Source organism: Mucilaginibacter defluvii (assembly GCF_039543225.1).
GTDB lineage: Bacteria > Bacteroidota > Bacteroidia > Sphingobacteriales > Sphingobacteriaceae > Mucilaginibacter > Mucilaginibacter defluvii.
Genome location: NZ_BAABJI010000004.1, coordinates 245,001 through 265,978, shown reverse-complemented (window position 1 = coordinate 265,978; position 20,978 = coordinate 245,001). Strand labels below are relative to the sequence as shown.

The following is a 20,978-nucleotide window of genomic DNA, read 5'->3' as shown; positions in this document are numbered from 1 at the left end:
ATTAACAAACAGTTAGCTTATACTGCTACTATCTTTGCCAAAAAATAAGTGCATGAAAAATAGAGTTATAAAGATGTTTATCGCGCTGGTAGCAATAGTTTATATACCGGTACAGGTAATGGCCTGGGGGCAGCAAGGCCACCGCATAAGCGGCCAGATAGCCGATAGCTACCTTAACCCCAAAGCGCGCAAAGCCATACAAGGCATTTTAGGCAATGAAAGCATTGCTATGGCCAGCAACTGGGCCGATTTTATCAAGTCCGATTCTACCTACAATTACCTGTATAACTGGCATTTTGTAAATTTTGATAAGGTAATGACCGAGCCTGAAATGGAGGCTTACCTGAAGGTTGATACCATTGCTGATGCTTACACCAAGGTTACCTTTTTAACCGCTGAACTGAAAAAGAAAACACTAAGCGCTAAAAACAAACTGCTTTACCTACGTATGCTAATCCACATTGTGGAGGATATACACCAACCCCTGCACACCGGTCATTTAAGTGATAAGGGAGGTAATGACATTAAGGTACTTTGGATGAACAACCCAAGCAACCTGCATTCAGTTTGGGATTCGCAGCTGATCGATTTTCAGCAACTGAGCTATACGGAATACGTTGCCGCTATTAACCACACTACTGCCGCCCAGCGTGCCGAGTGGCAAAAAGCGCCGCTTACACATTGGTTATATGAATCAAACCAGTTAGCGCAAAAACTTTACGCCGATATTAAGCCTGATGAAAAGTTAAGCTACCGTTACAACTTTAAATATATAGAAACAGTTAACCAGCAACTTGTAAAAGGCGGTGTTCGCCTGGCAGGGTTGCTGAACCAGATATTTGGGTAAAGGTTAGCATTTAGAATTTCGGATATTCGATTTTGGAATTTGTTTCTTTGAATGAATTAACTCCGAAATTAACCTTCCGCAATCCGCAATAAAAAAATGAAGATACTCATGGTATGCCTGGGCAATATATGCCGTTCGCCACTGGCGGAGGGTGTGATGCAGCACCTGGCTGATAAGAACGGGCTGAACTGGACGGTCGATTCAGCCGGTACGGGTAACTGGCATGTTGGCGAAGCTCCCGATCATCGCTCTATCCGCACGGCGCTTAACCGTGGGGTGGATATCAGCAAGCAGGTATGCAAGCAGTTTACCGTGAATGATTTTGATGAGTTTGACCTCATTATGGTGATGGACAAATTTAACCTGCGCGATGTGCTGGCCAAAGCCCGTAATCAAGCCGACCGCGACAAGGTGCGCCTGCTGCTTGGCAATGCCGAGGTGCCCGACCCATATTACGATGATTCCAAGTTTGAAACTGTGTATGATATGGTTGAACAAGGCTGCCGCGATATCATAAAGGAATTTACCGGCATCGAGCTAAAGAAATAATCAAACTAAGAACGGCCGCCTGTAATCGGGCGGCCGTTCTTAGTTTGATTAAAAAGCAGCAGCTTATCTCATTTTCATGGTATCCTGAGCAGCTTTGGTGCTGTCTTTTTTCATTTTCTTCATTTTCTTTTTCATCTTCTTGGTGCTGTCCTGCTGCATGGTGGCAGTTTTAACGTTAACATCTGCAGCGTAAACGCTTCCGAATGAGATAGCCGCTAAGGCTACCATTGTAATTACTTTTTTCATGGTGGTAGTTCTTTGTTGTTTTATTTATAAAAACAGCAATTGGGAAAGCAATTAGTTTTACTTCGGGTTAAAATTATTAATCTGATGAGATGGTACCCGGTAAAAATAAAAATGCCGAAGTGTTAATCACTTCGGCATTTTTATTATGAAAATGATATTTACTGAATTACAGTGCCATTCGGTATAACCGATAGCTTTTTAACTACCACAATTCCGTCCTGAATGGTGTAGGTGCCATAATCGCCGTCAGGTTTGGTGGCTTCACAATTTATGGTTACATCGTTACCTATGTAACAGTTTTTGTCGATAATCGCATTTTTGATGCAACAGCGGTCGCCAATACCCATTATGGGGCGATCATTCACGCGGGAGTCCTCGATCTGCTCAAGGGTTTGGTACATATCGCTGCCCATTACATAGCAGTTTTCAATAGTGGTATCAAAGCCAACACGTGTACGTATACCGATGATTGAACGCTTGATGTGTTTAGCGTTGATGATGCAACCGTCGGCTACGATAGCTTTCTCCATCAGCGTGCCTGATATCTTTGATGGCGGCAACATGCGTGCACGCGTAAATATGTGGTTCTTATCAAACAGGTTAAACTGAGGTATATCATCCGTTAAACCAAGGTTGGCATCAAAAAATGAGGGGATGGTACCGATATCGGTCCAGTAACCTTCGTATTGGTAGCTCGCTACGCGATGCTCAGTAATAGCCTGTGGAATGATCTCCTTACCAAAGTCAGGATGATCGTTTGATTGCAATAGATCAAACAGCAATTTACGGTTAAACAGGTATATACCCATTGATGCTAGGTATACACGGCCCTGCGCCTGCATTTCCTCGCTTACTTCTGATGCCCAGCTCTCAAAGTCCTTTTTCGGTTTTTCGATGAAGGATGTGATCATGCTGTTCTCATCGGTTTTCAAAATGCCAAAACCCGGTACATCGTTAGCGTGTACAGGTATGGTAGCGATAGATATTTCGGCTTCCTGCTCAATATGTTTATTGATCATGTCCTGAAAGTCCATCTGGTATAGCTGGTCGCCCGATAGGATGAGCACGTACTCAAACTCATGTACCATCAGGTGGTGTAAGCTTTGCCTTACAGCATCGGCCGTACCCTGAAACCACGATACGCTTGACGGCGTTTGCTCCGCCGCCAGTATGTCAACAAATGCCTCGCTGAAACTGCTGAAGTGGTAGGTATTTTTAATGTGCTTATTTAACGATGCCGAGTTGAACTGGGTAAGCACATACATACGCTCAATGCCTGAGTGTAAGCAGTTGGAGATAGGTATATCAACCAAACGGTATTTACCCGCTATAGGCACTGCCGGTTTTGAGCGCGTAGCTGTAAGCGGCGATAAACGGCTGCCCTGGCCGCCTCCAAGCACAATTGCTATTACGTTTGAACTCATGATGCTGTTATTATTCGGTTATAAAGGGTTACATATTCAGTGGCCGAACGATCCCAGGAGTGATCGAGCGCCATCATTGTTTTGCGTAATTTTTGTAAACGCGGCATATCGTTATACAACACAATAGCCCGGTTTACAGAGTAACATATATCATCAACACTGGCCTGGTTAAAGCGGATGCCATAACCGCCCTGCTCGCCAAAATCAATTACGGTATCTTTTAAGCCACCGGTGCTGCGTACAATTGGTAAAGTGCCATATCGTAACGAGTACATTTGGTTAAGGCCGCAAGGCTCCACACGCGATGGCATCAGCAAAAAGTCGGCACCTGCATAAAATAAATGCGCCAGCGCCTCATCGTAACCAATGAATACGTTATAATGTTCGGCATATTTTTCTTTAAGTGCCAATAGTTCCGCTTCCGTATTTTTATCGCCTGCGCCCAGCATTAAAAAATTAACGCGGCCATAGTTTTCCTGCAAACTGCGTTCAATAGCCGGAGCCAGCAGGTCGGCGCCTTTTTCACCCACTAAACGGCCTATAAAAACCACCAGCGGCAGTTCGGTACTTATACCAAAACGTTGGCAAAGTGCGGCCTTGTTTTTATTTTTTCCCTGGGTGATGCGTGTTGATGAGTATTTTGATGCAATAAGCTTATCGGCAGCCGGGTTCCACACATCGGTGTCAATGCCGTTTAATATACCCTGGCCTTTGTAGCCTTCGATATAAAAAAGGTATTCCAGCCCGTTGGAGTTTATGGTAAGCTCATGCAGATAACTTGGCGAAACCGTGGTATAAGCCGAGCCGCATTTAACCGCCGTAGCTAATGGGTTAAGCGCCCCGGCCCAATCTAACAAGCCGGTTTTAGTCATATCGATGTCGGGCAGATAACTTAGTTTCTCCCAATCCGTAGCGCCATGGTACTGGCCGTTATGTATGGTAAATACCGTGGGTATGTTAGCCAAACGCTTGTAAGCGTTGGAGTGCTGCAGCAGAAATGGCACCAAGCCTGAGTGATGATCGTGGCAATGAATAACATCCGGTGTTTGGCCGCTCCAGTTGATCCAATCCAGGAAAGCGATCTGGTATGCGATGAACTGGTCGGTTTCATCCGGATAACAATAAACTTCCTGGCGGTCTATCAGCCCCGGTATCTTCACCAAAAAAAGCTCAAAACCCAAGGCGTTCGTTTTCTCTTTAAGTATCTCAAAGTATAAGCGCCTTGTACCAAGCAGGGTCAGCCCCTGAAAAACGGTGTCAAACTCATGCTCACGGGTAAATTTGCGGTCGTAATAGGGCAGCACAACGGCAGCTTGCAAGCCGGCTGCTACCTGGTATTTGGGCAGCGCGCCTACAACGTCGGCAAGGCCGCCAACCTTGGCAACCGGAAAGCACTCGGCGCTTAAATGGTATATTCTCATCACAGGTTATAAATGGGCTTCAATGTACTAACATTAAGCCGTAACAAACAAACCCAATAAGCACAAAAATGTGTGATATTTTTAAAAAAATACGCTTTGCTGACCAAGCATTAAAATTTGATTAGCAACAGGTCAATCTTATTCAATTTCGCGCTTAAGCCATGCTACTACCGCTTTAATTTCGGTATAGCTGTAACCGTCGCCTAAAACCTCTTTCAGTGGTGCCAGGCGTTCGGGGCCATAGCTTTCAATGGCATCTTTTATAACGGGTACCTTGTTTTCATCAACAAACTCGGCAACCTCAAGCTCGCCGGTTTGTACAAACTGGGTCAGGTGCCCTTCAACCGTCATGGGCGAAAGGCCGCGTTCGGCAGCTATCTCTTGTATGCCTTTGCCTGCTTTGAAAAGGTTTAGGCTTTCCCTTTGGGTGTTGTTCACCTTTTCGCTGCGCGGCTTAGGCTGGCGCTTTGCCGCACGCTGCTTTACCTTTGATGACAGGTTGTTGGCACTGCAATAAGGTTTGATCACTTCCAGAAATTCGCGGCCGTACCTGGCCAGCTTTACATCGCCAAAGCCGGAAATATGGCGCAGTTCATCCATGCTTTGCGGCAGATAGGTGGCCATTTCCAGCAGAGTAGCGTCAGACAGGATAATATAGGCCGGTACATTTTCAAGCTTGGCAAAATGCAATCGTACACTTTTAAGCTGATCCAGTAACGGCGCTTCAAAGGGTAATGCTTCCTCGGTTTTTTCTTCGATGATCTGCGCTTCGGTCAACTCAACCTTTTCAAGGCCTTTAAGTATCGCCTCACTTTTGTCGGTCAGCTTAACTACGGGGTAGGCATCATCGGTTATTTGCAGATAGCCGTGGGCGTTCAGTTCGCGCAGGTAGCGCTGCCACTGCGCTTTACTGATGTCGGCACCTACGCCATAGGTTTTAAGCTGCTTGTGCTCATCACGGATCTTCTCGCTTTTTGATCCGCGTAAAAAATCGATCACATAACCTAACCCAAAGCCCTGGTTGAGCCGGTATACAGCCGATAGTGCCTTTTGGGCGATGAGCGTGCCATCAAACTTTTTAAACTCGCTGAGGCATATATCGCATGAGCCGCAATTGTCAGCCGTATCCTCATCAAAATAGTTCAGCAGGTATTTGCGGCGGCAGGTGTGCAGCTCGCAGTAAGTGGCCATGTCATTCAGCTTTTCAAGCAACACCCGGCTTTGCTCTTCATTATTTTCTAATGTTACAAAGCCTTTCAGCTTGATGGTATCGCCCGGCGAGTAATACAGCATGGCATCAGAGGGCAAACCATCGCGCCCGGCGCGGCCGGTTTCCTGGTAATAGCCTTCAATGTTTTTGGGCATATCCATGTGCACCACGTAACGTACGTTAGATTTATTGATGCCCATGCCAAAGGCAATGGTAGCTACCATGATCTTTACCTCATCGCGTAAAAAGGCTTCCTGGTTACGGGCTTTTGTGGTGTGATCGAGCCCAGCATGGTAAGCTTCGGCGCTATAGCCTTCCGCTTTCAGGTCGGCAGCCAGGGCTTCGGTTGATTTACGGGAGAGGCAGTAAATAATGCCCGAATCATTACGCCTGTCCGCCAAAAAGTTAAGCAGTTGGTTAAAGCTTTTGTTTTTGGGTAACACCCTATAAGTGATGTTCGCCCGGTTGAATGAAGAAACATAAACAGTGGGCTCATGCAGCGCAAGCTTCTCCAGGATGTCCTTTTGCGTCTGCTTATCGGCGGTGGCGGTAAGGGCAATTACGGGTATTTTATTAAAATGATCTTTGATGTGCGCCAGCATCAGGTACTCCGGCCTAAAATCATGCCCCCAGTGCGATATACAATGCGCCTCGTCAATAGCGAAGAGCGATACAGGCAACGATTTCAAAAAATCGATCAGCTTATTTTCGGTGCCGAACAAGCGCTCCGGGGCAAGGTAAAGCAGTTTTATCTGGTTGCTTTTTAGCCGGGTGATGATGTCGCGCTGTTCATCGGGTGTTTGGCTGGAGTTGAAAAATGCCGCCGGGATGCCGTTCACGTTCAGGCTGTCAACCTGGTCCTTCATCAGCGCGATGAGCGGCGATACGACAACGGTAAGCCCCGGCATTAACACCGCAGGCAATTGGTAGCAGAGCGATTTACCGCCGCCGGTTGGCATCAGCGCCATTACATCGTGCCCTGAAAGTATCTGCCCGATTATAGCTTCCTGCTGATGCCTGAACGCATTGTAACCAAAATATTTTTGCAGGGCCTGTAGTGGGGTCATGAGTATGTTAATGTGCAGATATGCTGATGTGCAAATGTGCGGATTATTGCGTGTGTGGCGATGCCTGTTTCAGGATATTTACATAAAAATTTTAGCGATCTTACCTGTAAATTATCGACATTTAACACCTGCGTTAATTAGGTAAACGCTTGCTGCACCATTATATGTTTAAAAGATTATTCACCCTGTTGCTGTGTCTTGGTTTGTGTGTAAATGCCTTGGCGCAGAAAATACAATCGCCCGATGAATTTTTGGGTTATAGCCTGGGCTCGCGGTTTACGCACCATGCCCGCATTGCCGAGTATTTTAATTACATAGCTAAAACCGCATCCAACGTAAAGCTGGCGCCTTACGGTACCACCAATGAGGGGCGCCCGCTGATGGCGATGTTCATCGCTTCGGCGCAGAACATTGGCAGGCTGGAAGAGATCCGCAAGAATAATTTAAGCATTGCCGGTATGGAAAAAGTCGCCGGGGCTATTAATAGTAACACGCCGGTAATAGTATGGCTCAGCTTTAACGTACATGGTAACGAGCCTAGTTCGAGCGAGGTATCTATGCAAACGTTGTACGATATGGTCGACCCCGCCAATACCCGCACCCAGGCCTGGCTAAAAAATACCGTAGTGGTAATTGACCCATGCCTTAACCCTGATGGCCGTGAGCGTTATGTTAACTTTTACAATTCGGCCAAAGGAGAGAAACCCGATGCCAACCCTGCCGCCCGTGAGCATTTTGAGCCCTGGCCCGCCGGGCGTACTAACCATTACTTTTTTGATTTGAACCGAGATTGGGCATGGCAGGTACAAAAGGAAACACAGGGCCGCGTAGCGCTGTATAACCAGTGGCTGCCGCAAATACATGTCGATTTTCATGAGCAGGGCTACAACGCGCCATACTATTTTGCCCCTGCTGCCGAGCCGGTGCACCAGGATATTACTCCCTGGCAGCGCGAGTTCCAGGTAATCATCGGTAAAAACAACGCGAAGTATTTTGACCAGAATGGCTGGGCTTATTTTACCAAGGAGATATTCGATCTGCTTTACCCATCCTACGGCGATACTTACCCGCTGTATAACGGCTCCATAGGCATGACGTATGAACAGGGCGGCATAGCCGGTGGCCTGGCTATACAAACCCGTACCGGCGATACGCTTACACTGGCTGATCGGATAGCGCATCATCACTCTAACAGCTTAAGTACCATTGAGGCGGCATCCGCCAATGCACAAAAAGCTTTAACAGAATACAAAAAGTATTTTGACGTGGGTCGCACCAATCCACCGGGAACGTATAAAACCTTTGTGATAGAAAACAGCAATAACGATAAGATAACCGCACTTGCCGCCCTGCTTAAACGCAATGGTATTGAGTATGGCTACGGGCTTGGCAATTCAGTACGCGGATTGAATTATATCACCGGAAAAACCGAAAGCTATAAACCCGCGGCTAATGATCTGGTGATAAATGCCTACCAGCCTAAGGCGGTTTTATTGAATGTACTGCTGGAGCCTAAAACATTTATTGCCGATAGCAATACCTATGATATTACGGGCTGGGCTTTGCCTTATGCTTACGGCTTAAAAGCCTGGGCGGTTAAGGAGTCATACAAACCGCAGCGGCAGTCGGCACCTGCTGTTGTTGCACCTGCTTACAGCAGCAACGCGGCTTATGCTTACGTGTCGGCATGGCAATCTGTAAATGATGTTAAGTTTTTGGCAAGCTTGCTTAAACGAGGCGTTAAAGTGCGCTATTCAGAAAAGCCTTTTGAGGCCGGTGGCAAAAAATTCTCTGCCGGCTCGTTGCTCATTACCCGGTCGAGCAATAAAGAAAAGGATTTTGATAAAACCATCCGATCCATCGCTGCCGAAACCAACCATCCGCTGGTGCAGCTAAATTCGGGCTTTGTGGATAAAGGCGCCGATATGGGGTCTGACTATATTAAATATATCCGCCCGCTAAAAGTGATTTTAGTGGCCGGTAATGTAACCTCATCAGAAGCTATTGGCGAAGTTTGGCATTATTTTGAGCAGCAGATAAATTACCCGGTTACGCTGGTGAACTACAGCGATTTGAGCCGTATGCGCTGGAATGATGTAGATGTGATGATTTTCGCGGATGGGAATTACGGCGATTTCCCGACCGACAAAATGCAAAGCTGGCTTAGCAGCGGCGGTAAATTGATAGCCATGCAGAATGCTGTAGCACAACTGGCAGATAAAAAGCTTTTTGGCATACGCGAAAAAGAGGCCGCGACAGATAAAAAGGATGATAAAAGCAAGGCCACCAATAAAGTAATTGCCTATGCCGACCGCGATAAAGAGGCTTTAAAAAGCAATGTACCCGGCGCGGTTTATAAAATCCACTTGGACAATACCCACCCTTTAGGCTTTGGTATGCCTGCGGATTACTATACGCTTAAAATGAATGAAGAGGTTTATGATTACCTGGACTCAGGCAGCAGCTGGAATGTGGGCGTGTTAAAGAAAGATGGTTATACCTCGGGCTTTGTGGGCCAAACCAGCAAAGCCAAACTGGTTGATGGTATGCTGATCGGCGTACAATCAGTTGGCCGGGGTTCGGTTGTATTCCTGGCTGATGATCCGCTGTTCCGCAGCTTTTGGGAAAACGGCAAGCTGTTGTTTGGCAACGCTGTATTTATGGTGCAGTAATCGCAAATGAATATTTGCAAAACGCCCGGCTGATATTTAGCCGGGCGTTTTGCATTATATACTGATCTGCTTGCAAATACAAATATTTTATATTAAATATGCAATCGATTGTTATAACCAAACAATCAAAGCCATAAACGATTGGCTTACCAATTATAACATTTTAGTATCTGATCATTTTTTGGCTGAAAGGCGGGCTTATTATTATGCTGCGTTATATCTGCCATCACTAACAGATTATAAAAACCTTAAATACCAATTATGAGCACAACGACTCAAACGGCCGAAGCGCCTAACAAAATGCTGTTCCTGGCCTGTTTTGTGGCTATTGTAACTACCTCGTTCGGGTTTATTTTACGGGCGCTAACGCTGCCGCAATGGAGTGCTGAGTTTAACCTCAGCAATACTCAAACCGGTGAGATTGCAGGGGTGGGGCTATGGCCATTCGCTATCAGTATTGTTTTGTTTAGTTTGATAATTGATAAAGTAGGTTATAAAAACTCCATGATCTTTGCTTTTATCTGCCATATCCTGTCCGCAGCTATTACGTGGTTTGCTACAGGTTATACCATGCTGTATATAGGTACATTTATTATGGCGCTGGGCAATGGTACCGTTGAGGCGGTTACTAACCCGGCAGTGGCCAGTATGTTCCCGAAGGAAAAAACCAAATGGCTTAACTTTTTACACGCGGGCTGGCCAACCGGTTTAATATTAGGCGGTGTTATGGCCCTGCTGATGGGTCCGGAAACCAACTGGAAGTTAAAGATATTACTGGTTTTGATACCTGCCCTGGGTTATGGCCTGTTAATGTTGCCGCATAAATTCCCGATCAATGAGCGGGTAAAGGCCGGTATATCTTATTTGGATATGCTGAAAGAAGTAGGCATTGGCGGTGCACTTATCATTGTAGGTTTGATTGTTTTCCAGATAGGCTCGGTATTCGGTTGGGCTACCAGCGTAAACGTAATTGTTACTTTGGCCATTGTGGGTTTGTTCGGGGCGTTTGTGCGTAGTTTTGGCAAGCCGTTATTTGTGCTAATGCTACTGATCATGCTACCGATGGCGATAACTGAATTGGGCACTGACAGCTGGATATCAGATTTAATGGCGCCTGCCATGTCAAAAATAGGGCTGCAGGGCGGCTGGATACTTATTTATACCTCAGCAATAATGGTGATACTGCGTTTTTGCGCGGGTAACATCATCCACCGTATATCACCATTGGGTTTGCTGGCCGTATGTTCGGGCGTAGCGGCGTTGGGTTTATTCTTCTTGTCCGGGGCAGATGGCGTAATGATATTGGTAGCCGCTACGATATTCGGCATCGGCAAAAGCTTTTTCTGGCCAACCATGCTGGGCGTAGTAGCTGAGCGTTTCCCTAAAGGCGGGGCACTTACCATGAATGTTACCGGTGGCGTAGGTATGATCGGCGCTGGCGTGCTCGGCGCGGTTATTCTGGGTTTTGTGCAGGATAAAACCATCGACAATAAACTACAGGCTTACGACAGCCAAAACAAAACAGAGCTGCATAGTACGTACGCCACAACGCCACGATCAAGCATGTTTGGTACTTACCAGGCTATTGACGCTGGTAAGCTTGCCGCCGCGCCCGTGGCCGAAAAGGCTACCGTAACAGGTGTGCAGGAGACCGCTAAAAAAGAAGCGCTGAAAACGGTGGCTTTATTTCCGCTTGGGCTGATGGTTTGTTATACTTTGCTGCTATTGTACTTCCGTTCAAAAGGCGGTTATAAAGCAGTGCATTTGCCCGAAGCCAACGCAGAAGTTAGCGCTCAGGGGCCATCGCCGGCTTAATGTTTAGCTTAAAAAAAAATAATTCGCGGAGCTTTAAAATAATAACTGTGGGCAGCGTTAATAGCGTAAACAGCAATAAGGCAATTTGCTTTTTTATTGCTTACTTTGCGAACAATTAAACCTGTTTATGCGCGCTGCCCTGCTAATTCTGCTGCTTTTGATTGGGAATGCTGTTTTTGCTGCACCAGGCAAAACGAATGAATTGCTGGATAAGCTCGACGTGGAACTTAACCGCAAAAGTGAGTACGATAACCAGAAGGAGCAGCGGCTGAAACAGCTTAAAACGCGGTTTGCCCGGGTACGCAATAACCCCGCCCGGAGCTTTGATGTTTGCTCGCAGCTTTACGAGGAATATAAATCATACAAATATGATTCGGCTTACGTTTACGCGCACAAACTGCTCCAGTTAAGCCAAAAGCTTAACGATGTAGGCAGGGAGTACACCAGCAAGGTAAAAGTTGGCTTTATCCTGTTATCGTCGGGCATGTTTAAAGAGGCCTTCGACAATCTTTCCGGAATTGACGCGCGTATGCTACCCGACACCATGCGGTATGAGTATTACCGGTTAATGATGCGGGCTAACTTTGACCTGGCCAATTATGATAACGATAACCAGTACTCACCGCAATATGTGGAGAAGGCCAATCAGTATATTGACTCGGCAATAGCGATCAGCGTACCCGGATCATACAATAATTTATACCTTATCGGCTACAAGAAGCTCAAGCAAGGCGACCCGGTTGCCGCTGAGGCTGATTTTTTGAAGCTACTGAACACCCAAAAACTTACCGAGCACCAGCATGCCATAGTAGCATCAACACTCGGCGACATTTACTTAAAAAACAAGCAGCGCGAAAAGGGAATCGAGCTGCTTATACAGGCAGTTACAAGTGACATCAGATCATCGACTAAAGAAACGCTGGCCATTTTCTGGCTTGCCGAAATATTTTATAAGCAGGGCGATATCAAGAACGCGTATAAGTACATCCAGCATGCCATGGCCGATGCTGATTTTTATGGTGCACGCCAGCGTCGCGCGCAAATCAGTTCCATCCTACCTATTATTGCTGCTGAGAAATTAAAGTACAGCGAGCGTGAAAAAACCCGTTTCCTGATATTCATCGTATCATTATCCGTGCTGGCTGCCCTGGTTATTGTAATATCGGTAATGCTGTTCAGGCAACTCAAAAACCTCAAGGCCAAAGAGAAGATAATTGAGGAAACCAATGCAGAGCTGGAAGCGATTAACGGTAAGCTTGAGGAAGATACACATATCAAAGAAGAATACATCGGCTATTTTTTTAACGTGATATCGGGCTATATCCTGAAACTCGAAAAACTAAAGCGCTCTGTCGACCTTAAACTCTCGCAAAAACGTTATGATCATATCCAGCTCATTGTGGATAACATTCAGATCAAAAAGGAGCGTGAGACCTTGTTCCACACGTTTGATCATGTGTTCATCAAAATATTCCCGAATTTTGTATCGTCCTTTAATGCCCTGTTCAAAAAAGAGGATCAGATATGGCCTAAGAGCGATGAGGTGCTCACTACTGACCTGCGTATCTTCGCGCTGATCAGGCTGGGCATAAATGACACCGAAACCATCTCCAAAATACTCGAGTATTCCGAAAAAACCATCTACGTGTACAAGATGCGCCTTAAAGCAAAATCACTTTTTCCGGGTGATGAGTTTGATAAACGTATAATGGACATTAAAGCGGTTGACAACACGCGGGGCGGTAAAAAAATTGCCGATAACGCGTAAAATATATCCCGGTTTAACACTATTCCACACTTAAGCGTGTTTCGACAAGCCTAAATTTGTTTAAATTTTTCAAATTTTTTATAAAATTAAAATACTGTAAATCAGGATTTTAATTTTAAATAATTCGATTTTTCCTTAAATTTTAGCTAAACAAATAGCTAAACGCTTGCAAGCTCATCAAATTTGTATCAGTTAAAACACCGGGCATCATTGTTTCGTATAAATTAATCTATCGAAACACTGTGGCAAATGGTGTTAACCAATTTAGATCCAATTAACCGATAACATTTTTTTGAACGAGCTGCACATGTATAAAACCTATACTAAAAGTTTTGTATTCGTTGTACTGTTATGCGTTACCGCATTGGGCAATGCTTTTGGCCAGGTAAGCATAAATCGGGTTGAACCTGCTTTTTGGTGGGCCGGCATGAAGAATAAGCAGCTTCAGCTTATGGTGAATGGCACGGGTATAGCTAAAGCCAAACCTATGATTACCTACCCTGGTGTTAAGATTACCGAGGTTGCCAAAACCGATAACCCCAACTATTTATTTATTTACCTGGATATAGCCACCTCGGCAAAGCCGGGTATTATGCGTATAAAATTCACCGGCGCCAATGGTGATGTAAAGGCCATAAGCTATGAACTGAAAGCCCGTACCGATCACAGTGGGGCGCTGGGCTTTAACAGTACGGATGTGCTTTACCTGCTTACGCCCGATCGTTTTGCTAACGGCAGCACCGAAAATGACGTGCTGGAGGCGGTTGGTGTTGACCGCAAGAACCCGGACGCCCGCCATGGCGGCGACCTGAAAGGCGTAGCCGACCATTTGAACTACATTAAGGATTTGGGTTTTACCACGGTTTGGTTTAATCCCGTACAGGAAAACCGGATGCCAAACGGCTCTTACCATGGTTATGCTATAACTGATTTTTATAAGATTGACCCACGTTTCGGCTCAAATGCCGAATTCAAGCAACTCACTGCCGATATGCATGCCAAGGGCATGAAGGTGGTGATGGATATGATATTTAACCACTGCGGCCTGGCACACCCCTGGATGAAGGATAAACCTGCCGCTGACTGGATAAATAATCCCGCAAAGTACGTACAAACCAACCACGCCAAGCTTACCGCGATGGATCCCCACGCAGCAAAAAAAGAGAAAGATATTTTGCTTGACGGCTGGTTTGTGCCTGATATGCCCGATTTGAACCAGCGTAACCGCCACCTGGCCACTTACCTCATACAAAACAGCATCTGGTGGATAGAGTATGCGCGTATTGACGGCATTCGCCAGGATACCTACCCTTACCCTGACTATGCCTTTATGGCCCGCTGGTGCAAAGAAGTGATGGCCGAGTACCCTAACTTTAACATTGTAGGCGAATCATGGTATGGTAAACCTGGTGAAACCGCCTGGTGGCAGCGTAACTCGGCCATCAACCCTAACAATACATACCTGAAAACGGTGATGGATTTCCCGTTAACTTTTACGGCTGATTGGGGTTTTAATGAGGATGCCAACAGGAATGGCGGCGAGCAATCAGGCATATACCAGATTTTTGAGGTAATAGCTCAGGACTTTTTATACCCGGATCCGAACAATATCCTTACCTTTCTGGATAACCATGACCTGGGCCGTTTTACCCGCAAGGATGATAAAAATCTTGACCGCTTTAAGCAAGCCTTCGCGTTTCTGCTTACCACGCGCGGCATTCCGCAGATATATTACGGTACAGAAATTTTGATGGAAGGCCCTAAAAGCGACGGCGACGGACAGATACGTAAGGACTTTCCGGGCGGCTGGCCTGGTGATAAAACCGATGCCTTTACCGCTGAAGGCCGCACTGACAAGCAGAATGAAGCCTTTAATTATCTGCGCAGACTGCTTAACTGGCGCAAAACCAATAAGGCGGTTACGGCAGGCAAGCTGATACATTACGCGCCTTATGACAATGTTTATGTATACGCCCGTATTTATGGTGAAAAAACCGTGCTGGTAATGCTCAACGCATCTGGCAAAGACCAAACCCTGGAGATGGCTCGCTTTACCGATGTTACCGGCAAGCACGCCGTTGGTACCGATGTAATAACGGGTAAGGCGGTCAGCATCAGCAAAAATGTTACGGTACCCGCCCGGGGCCAGTATGTACTCGAGCTTAATTAACTAACTAAATAAACCAAATAAACATGATGAGAACAACAGCAAAAGGCGCCCCCGCCTGAAGGGCTCATAATTTGAGGCACTTTTCAACCACACAATTATAACCAACTAAGTAACCATTGAATAAAGCTTTACGCATTAAAACCTTAATTTGTATGAGAAGATTTTATCTAAAAAACTATGTGCTTTTGCTTGCCATGATGCTTGTATCAGGCTTTGCATTTGCGCAATCAGGCAGTATAAGCGGTACTGTGCTTGATACCAAGCGCGAGAGCCTGCCTGGGGTATCAGTTACTGTTGACGGTACAACCGTTGGCACGGCTACTGATATGAACGGTGCTTTTAAGCTGAACAGCGTGAGCGCCGGTACACATACCATTACAGCCAAATATATCGGCTATACAACGCTAATCAAAACAGTCACCGTTACGGCAGGCCAAACCACCAATGTTGAATTTTTGCTGACGGCCGAATCACAATCGCTGAATGAGGTGGTAGTTATTGGCTACGGTACACAACAGAAAAAGGAACTTACCGGTTCCATTACGTCAATTAGCTCGAAGGATTTTCAAAAAGGTACCATTACCTCGCCGGAGCAACTGATAAACGGTAAACTTCCGGGTGTTCAGATCGTATCTGGCGGAGGCCAACCAGGCGCGGGCAGCGAGATACGCATACGTGCAGGAGCTTCACTTAATGCCAGCAATGCGCCGTTGATTGTTGTTGATAACGTTCCGCTTAATAACGAGTCGATACCAGGTGTAGCTAACCCGCTGACGCTGATCAACCCTAATGATATCGAAAATTTCACAGTTTTAAAAGATGCCAATGCAACGGCTATTTACGGTTCAAGAGCATCAAATGGCGTTATATTGATAACCACTAAAAAAGGAGGCAGTGGCAAACCTCAGATCAACGTTACGTCACAAAACTCCATCGCGACAGTTGCGCGTAAAGTAAATAACTTATCCGCCGCTGAAGTGCGCGATTATGTAAATGCTAACGGAACACAAGCGCAAAAAGACCTGCTGGGCGACGCGAATACTGATTGGCAGAAAGAAATATTCCGAAATGCGTTTACAACCGATAACAATGTTAGCGTAACCGGTAAAAAAGCAAATACACCATACCGATTAAACATAGGTTACCTTAACCAGGACGGTATACTGATGCGCGATAACATGAACCGTGTATCAGGCGCGCTTACGCTTTCGCCAAAATTTTTGGATAATCACCTTAAAATTGATCTGAATTTAAAAGGTAGTTACTCACGTTCTACGTTCGCTAACCAGGGCGCTATTGGATCAGCCATTATGTTTGACCCAACCCAGGCTGTAAATGCGGAAAACAAATACGGCAATTATTTTGAGTGGACTAGCGGAGATGTTCCAAACCCGAATGCCCCACGCAACCCGGTAGCCTTAATTGAGCAAAGGGATGATAAAGGACGTGCTGCACGTAGTTTTGGCAATTTGCAGGTAGATTATACTTTACCTTTTTTACCTGAATTGCGCGCCAATGTTAACTTGGGTTATGATATTTCGCGTGGCCAGGGCACAACCGTTATCCCCGATTTTGCTGCACAGAACTACGCTACCAAAGGCTTACGCTCTCGTTATATGAACGATATTAATAACAAGGTACTGGAGTTCTTTCTTGCCTATAAAAAAGATTTTAAATCAATTAACAGCAACCTTGATGCGATTGCCGGTTATGGTTACTATGATAACAAGCGTACTAACTTTGCTTACGCAAGTTATCAGTTTGATGGTACAACGGCAATATCAAACCCTGTTTTCCCGTATGATATACCGCGCAGCAGGTTATTATCATACTATGGTCGTGCTATTTACACTTATGCCGGTAAATATATCCTGTCAGGTACGGTACGTACCGACGGTTCATCAAGGTTTAGCCCTGAAAACAGGAACCGCTGGGGCGTATTTCCTTCAGGTGCGTTTACCTGGCGGATCAGTGAGGAGCCTATGCTGAAAAGCAGCAATGTGCTGTCTGACCTGAAATTGCGTTTAAGCTACGGTGTAACCGGCCAGCAGGATATTGGTAGCCTGTACTCTTACCTACCTAACTATGCGAAGAGTTCAAATGAATCGCAATACCAATTCGGTAATGAGTTTTATTATATGTATGCCCCATTGGCTTATGATAAGGACATTAAGTGGGAAACTACCGCCACAAGTAACATCGGTTTAGACTTCGGTTTCCTGAATGGCCGTTTAGCCGGTAAGCTGGATGTGTTTTACAAAAAAACTAAAGACCTGTTGGCTGTGGTTAATATACCTGTGGGTTCAAACTTTAGCAATCAGTTACTTACCAACGTGGGTAACATGGAAAATAAAGGTGTTGAGCTTGAACTGAACGGTTCGATAATTAAAAGTAAAAAGCTGAACTGGGATATGGGCTTTAACTTCACCTATCTCCAAAACAAGGTAACCAACCTCACCTTGGTTGATAACCCCAACTATTTCCAGCAGGCAGGCTCAATAACCGGTGCTACAGGTAACTTTATACAAGTACATACCGCGGGTAAAGCACCGTTCAGCTACTATGTTTACAAACAGGTATACGGCACCGATGGTAAACCGCTTGAAGGTGTTTACGAGGATTTAAATGGTGATGGTTCCATTACCGCCAGCGACAGGTATTTCTATAAAAGCCCCGCGCCTAAATTCCTGATGGGTTTCAGCACATCGCTAAACTATCAAAGATGGACTTTGGCTACTGTGTTGCGTGCAAGTTTGGGTAATTATATGTATGATAACGTATCATCAAACCTGGCTACACGTTCAAACCTGCTTAATCCGGCCGGTAGCATTAATAATGCGCCGGTGGAGTTCTTAAACAGCGGTTTCACAATCAATCAATACAATAGTGATTACTTTATACGTAACGCATCGTTCCTTAAAATGGATAACCTGAGCCTGAGCTATAATATCGGCCGTTATAATTTTTCAGCCAACGTGCAAAACGTATTTGTGGTGAGCAAATATAAAGGTGTTGATCCGGAGATATTTAACGGTATTGATTATACCCTTTATCCGCGCCCGCGCATTTACACACTGGGTGTTAACGTAGGTTTTTAACCAATTTAACGAGATTATTTTATGAGAAATAAATTAAAAATATATGCAGCCCTGATGGTAATTGTTGTGGCTGTAACATCGTGTGCTAAGGATTTGAATCTGAAGCCAACCAATGATGTAACTTCAGACGTGGTTTATGCTACGCCGGCGGGTTACAAGGGCGCGCTGGCCAAAGTATACGGCAGCTTTGCGCAAACCGGTAACAGCGGCGCGGGCAGCGGCGATCTGGGTGGTATTGATGCCGGTACATCCGACTTTTTCCGCCTGTATTTCGGCGCTCAGGAACTATCAACAGACGAGGCTGTTTGTGCCTGGTTGGGTGATCCGGGTGTTTCAGAGATTGACCAGATGACCTGGTCATCAACCAACCTGATGCTGCAAGGCCTTTACACCCGTTCTATTTACCAGATCACGCTGGTTAACGAGTTTATCCGCGAGAGTACGGACGCTAAGCTGGCAAGCCGCAACATTACCGGTAACGATGCTGCCGAAATTAAATATTACATTGCCGAAGCGCGTTTTCTGCGTGCCTTTCAATACTGGGTGCTGATGGACCTGTACGGTAACCCGCCGTTTATTACCGAAAATGATAATATTGGTAAAGAGCTGCCAAAGCAAACCACCAGGGCCGCGCTGTTCAGCTATGTGGAATCAGAACTGAAGGCTGTTGAAACGTTATTAAAAGATCCGCGCACTAACGAATATGGCCGTGCTGATAAAGCTGCAGCCTGGGCATTGCTTGCCCGCCTGTACCTGAACGCCCAGGTTTACACAGGTAGCGAACGCAATGCCGACGCAATCACCTATGCTAATAAAGTAATTGGCGCAGGTTACACCCTGCATAGCCAATATAAAAACCTGTTTTTGGCTGATAACAATGTAAACAACCCTGAAACTATCTTCGCAATTGCTTACGATGGTGTTAAAACCCAAAACTACGGTGGCGCTACTTACCTGATCAATGCGGCTATTAATGCAGCTATGAACCCTACCAGCTTTGGCGTACCAAACGGTGGCTGGGGTGGTAACCGTACCCGTCAAAACCTGCCGAACAAGTTTACCGATGCTTCAGGAGCTACCGATAAGCGCGCCATGTTTTTTGGCGACAAACGTAATGTTGATGACCTGGCCACCTTTACGGATGGTTTGGCGGTAACCAAATTCAAAAACATCACCCAATCTGGCGCAACCGCGCCATCAGTAGGCGGTACGTTTTGTTCAATGGATATCCCGCTGTTCCGTTTGGCTGAGGCATACATGATCTACGCTGAAGCAACTTTGCGCGGCGGTAACGGAGGTAGCCTTGCAACCGCAACCAGTTACTTTAACAATTTGCGTACCCGTGCTTATGGCAATGCTTCAGGTAACGTTGCTTCCATTTCATTAAATGATATTTTGGACGAACGCAGCCGCGAGTTTTACTGGGAAGGCCAGCGCCGTACTGACCTGGTGCGCTTTGGTAAATATACCGATGCCTCGTACCTGTGGCCATACAAAGGTGGCGTAAAGGCCGGCCGTGGTGTTGAAACTTACCGTAACTTGTTCCCAATCCCATCAACTGACATTATAGCTAACCCGAATCTGAAACAGAATACAGGCTATTAAAATATTACGATATATGAAATCTCATATCATAAAAACATTGGCATTTGGCATGATGATGCTGGTGCTGTGGTCATGCAAAAAAGATGAAGTGCAAAGTGTAGCGTCTGACAGCCCGGCAAGCGGCACCTTAAAGGCATCAGAAACTACTTTAAACCTTGAGAAAGCGAATGAGGCCGAAACTGCGGTAACTTTTAATTTTACCGAGCCCGATTTCGGGTTCAAAGCGGCGGTGAAAAATACCTTGCAAATAGCTATTAAAGGTTCAAACTTTGCTGCGCCGAAGGAGGTTGCCATTGATGCCAAAGTAACATCAAAAACCTACACTGTTTTGGAGTTTAACCAAGTGCTGCTGGCGCTTGAACTGCCTTTTGATTCGGCTACGGAAATTGAAGCGCGCGTTAAATCTGAAGTAAATGATAAACTAAAAACTATTTATTCAAGTACCGTAAGCATGTCGGTAAAACCCTACCCGCTTATTGCCTGGGCATATGTGCCGGGTAACTACCAGGGCTGGAATCCGGCTACTGCCGATAGCTTAATATCAGCCACCGGAAACGGTATTTACACGGGTTATATTTACTATAACGCTGATGCCGGTAATAACTACGAATTTAAAATTACCCCGGCTAAGAGCTGGGCTACTGCCTACGGCGATGGTGGAGGCGGCTCATTGAGTACATCAGGCGGAAACCTTAAAGTTGCAGGCCCGGGTTCTTATCAGATCACCGCTAACCTGAATGCTCTTACTTACGAGATTAAAAAGTACAGCTGGGGTATCATCGGCAGCGCTACACCAACCGGATGGGATTCAGATACGGACATGAAGTATAACAATGGTACAGGTGTTTGGAGCGTTACCTTGCCACTAACCGTTGGCGAAATTAAATTCAGACTGAATGATGATTGGGGCACCAACTACGGTGGTGCAGGCGGCGTGCTGAATACAAACAATGATAATAATATCAAAATAGATGCTGCCGGTAATTACAGGGTAAGCATAGATATTAACGCCAAAACGTATACAATTACTAAACTATAAACTGACCCTTTTTAACCCCGGCCTAAGCCGGGGTTATTTTTTCTGAT

The 20,978-nt window shown here is 45.7% G+C and carries 13 protein-coding genes; 9 read left to right on the top strand and 4 right to left on the bottom strand.

Annotation, left to right across the window (positions count from 1 at the left end; translation table 11 throughout):
- Window positions 1–52 precede the first annotated feature (52 nt).
- Entirely contained in the window at window positions 53–847 is a 795-nt protein-coding gene (locus ABD960_RS18100; protein WP_345333390.1) for a S1/P1 nuclease, read from the top strand.
- A 96-nt stretch (window positions 848–943) separates the two neighbouring features.
- Window positions 944–1,396, top strand: a complete 453-nt coding sequence (locus ABD960_RS18095; RefSeq protein ID WP_345333388.1) for a low molecular weight protein-tyrosine-phosphatase — start codon at window positions 944–946, stop codon at window positions 1,394–1,396.
- Between the two features lie 63 nt (window positions 1,397–1,459).
- On the opposite strand, the gene ABD960_RS18090 is transcribed toward ABD960_RS18095, so the two are convergent.
- The 4 genes from ABD960_RS18090 to recQ form a co-directional block, all read right to left on the bottom strand.
- Window positions 1,460–1,642: a hypothetical protein gene (locus ABD960_RS18090; protein WP_345333386.1), complete on the bottom strand. Its 183-nt coding sequence runs from the start codon at window positions 1,640–1,642 to the stop codon at window positions 1,460–1,462.
- 158 nt (window positions 1,643–1,800) lie between these two features.
- Entirely contained in the window at window positions 1,801–3,066 is a 1,266-nt protein-coding gene (locus ABD960_RS18085; RefSeq protein ID WP_345333384.1) for a glucose-1-phosphate adenylyltransferase, read from the bottom strand.
- Window positions 3,063–4,487: a glycogen synthase gene (locus ABD960_RS18080; RefSeq protein WP_345333382.1), complete on the bottom strand. Its 1,425-nt coding sequence runs from the start codon at window positions 4,485–4,487 to the stop codon at window positions 3,063–3,065. The genes ABD960_RS18085 and ABD960_RS18080 overlap by 4 nt, the downstream gene beginning before the upstream one ends.
- A 138-nt stretch (window positions 4,488–4,625) precedes the next feature.
- Window positions 4,626–6,764, bottom strand: coding sequence for a DNA helicase RecQ (gene recQ, locus ABD960_RS18075; protein ID WP_345333380.1), 2,139 nt, complete (start codon window positions 6,762–6,764; stop codon window positions 4,626–4,628).
- A 164-nt stretch (window positions 6,765–6,928) separates the two neighbouring features.
- Between recQ and ABD960_RS18070 the strand changes: the two genes are divergently transcribed.
- The 7 genes from ABD960_RS18070 (at window position 6,929) to ABD960_RS18040 (ending at window position 20,931) form a co-directional block, all read left to right on the top strand.
- Window positions 6,929–9,436 (top strand): M14 metallopeptidase family protein, encoded by a 2,508-nt coding sequence (locus ABD960_RS18070; protein ID WP_345333378.1) that lies wholly within the window; start codon window positions 6,929–6,931, stop codon window positions 9,434–9,436.
- Window positions 9,437–9,697: 261 nt separating this feature from the next.
- Entirely contained in the window at window positions 9,698–11,251 is a 1,554-nt protein-coding gene (locus ABD960_RS18065; RefSeq protein ID WP_345333376.1) for an MFS transporter, read from the top strand.
- A gap of 127 nt (window positions 11,252–11,378) precedes the next feature.
- On the top strand, window positions 11,379–13,019 hold the full coding sequence (locus tag ABD960_RS18060; RefSeq protein ID WP_345333374.1) for a DUF6377 domain-containing protein: 1,641 nt from the start codon (window positions 11,379–11,381) through the stop codon (window positions 13,017–13,019).
- A gap of 307 nt (window positions 13,020–13,326) precedes the next feature.
- Window positions 13,327–15,189 (top strand): glycoside hydrolase family 13 protein, encoded by a 1,863-nt coding sequence (locus ABD960_RS18055; protein ID WP_345333372.1) that lies wholly within the window; start codon window positions 13,327–13,329, stop codon window positions 15,187–15,189.
- Between the two features lie 152 nt (window positions 15,190–15,341).
- A complete protein-coding gene (locus ABD960_RS18050) occupies window positions 15,342–18,287 on the top strand; it encodes a SusC/RagA family TonB-linked outer membrane protein (RefSeq protein WP_345333370.1) in 2,946 nt (981 codons plus the stop codon).
- Between the two features lie 21 nt (window positions 18,288–18,308).
- Complete coding sequence (locus tag ABD960_RS18045) at window positions 18,309–19,892, top strand: RagB/SusD family nutrient uptake outer membrane protein (protein ID WP_345333368.1); 1,584 nt, start codon at window positions 18,309–18,311, stop codon at window positions 19,890–19,892.
- 13 nt (window positions 19,893–19,905) lie between these two features.
- Window positions 19,906–20,931: a SusE domain-containing protein gene (locus tag ABD960_RS18040; protein ID WP_345333366.1), complete on the top strand. Its 1,026-nt coding sequence runs from the start codon at window positions 19,906–19,908 to the stop codon at window positions 20,929–20,931.
- Window positions 20,932–20,978 lie beyond the last annotated feature (47 nt).

Coding starts and splice junctions, on each gene's coding strand:
- ABD960_RS18100 (WP_345333390.1), top strand. CDS start 53: ATGAAAAATAGAGTTATAAAGATGTTTATCGCGCTGGTAGCAATAGTT.
- ABD960_RS18095 (WP_345333388.1), top strand. CDS start 944: ATGAAGATACTCATGGTATGCCTGGGCAATATATGCCGTTCGCCACTG.
- ABD960_RS18090 (WP_345333386.1), bottom strand. CDS start 1,642: ATGAAAAAAGTAATTACAATGGTAGCCTTAGCGGCTATCTCATTCGGA.
- ABD960_RS18085 (WP_345333384.1), bottom strand. CDS start 3,066: ATGAGTTCAAACGTAATAGCAATTGTGCTTGGAGGCGGCCAGGGCAGC.
- ABD960_RS18080 (WP_345333382.1), bottom strand. CDS start 4,487: ATGAGAATATACCATTTAAGCGCCGAGTGCTTTCCGGTTGCCAAGGTT.
- recQ (WP_345333380.1), bottom strand. CDS start 6,764: ATGACCCCACTACAGGCCCTGCAAAAATATTTTGGTTACAATGCGTTC.
- ABD960_RS18070 (WP_345333378.1), top strand. CDS start 6,929: ATGTTTAAAAGATTATTCACCCTGTTGCTGTGTCTTGGTTTGTGTGTA.
- ABD960_RS18065 (WP_345333376.1), top strand. CDS start 9,698: ATGAGCACAACGACTCAAACGGCCGAAGCGCCTAACAAAATGCTGTTC.
- ABD960_RS18060 (WP_345333374.1), top strand. CDS start 11,379: ATGCGCGCTGCCCTGCTAATTCTGCTGCTTTTGATTGGGAATGCTGTT.
- ABD960_RS18055 (WP_345333372.1), top strand. CDS start 13,327: ATGTATAAAACCTATACTAAAAGTTTTGTATTCGTTGTACTGTTATGC.
- ABD960_RS18050 (WP_345333370.1), top strand. CDS start 15,342: ATGAGAAGATTTTATCTAAAAAACTATGTGCTTTTGCTTGCCATGATG.
- ABD960_RS18045 (WP_345333368.1), top strand. CDS start 18,309: ATGAGAAATAAATTAAAAATATATGCAGCCCTGATGGTAATTGTTGTG.
- ABD960_RS18040 (WP_345333366.1), top strand. CDS start 19,906: ATGAAATCTCATATCATAAAAACATTGGCATTTGGCATGATGATGCTG.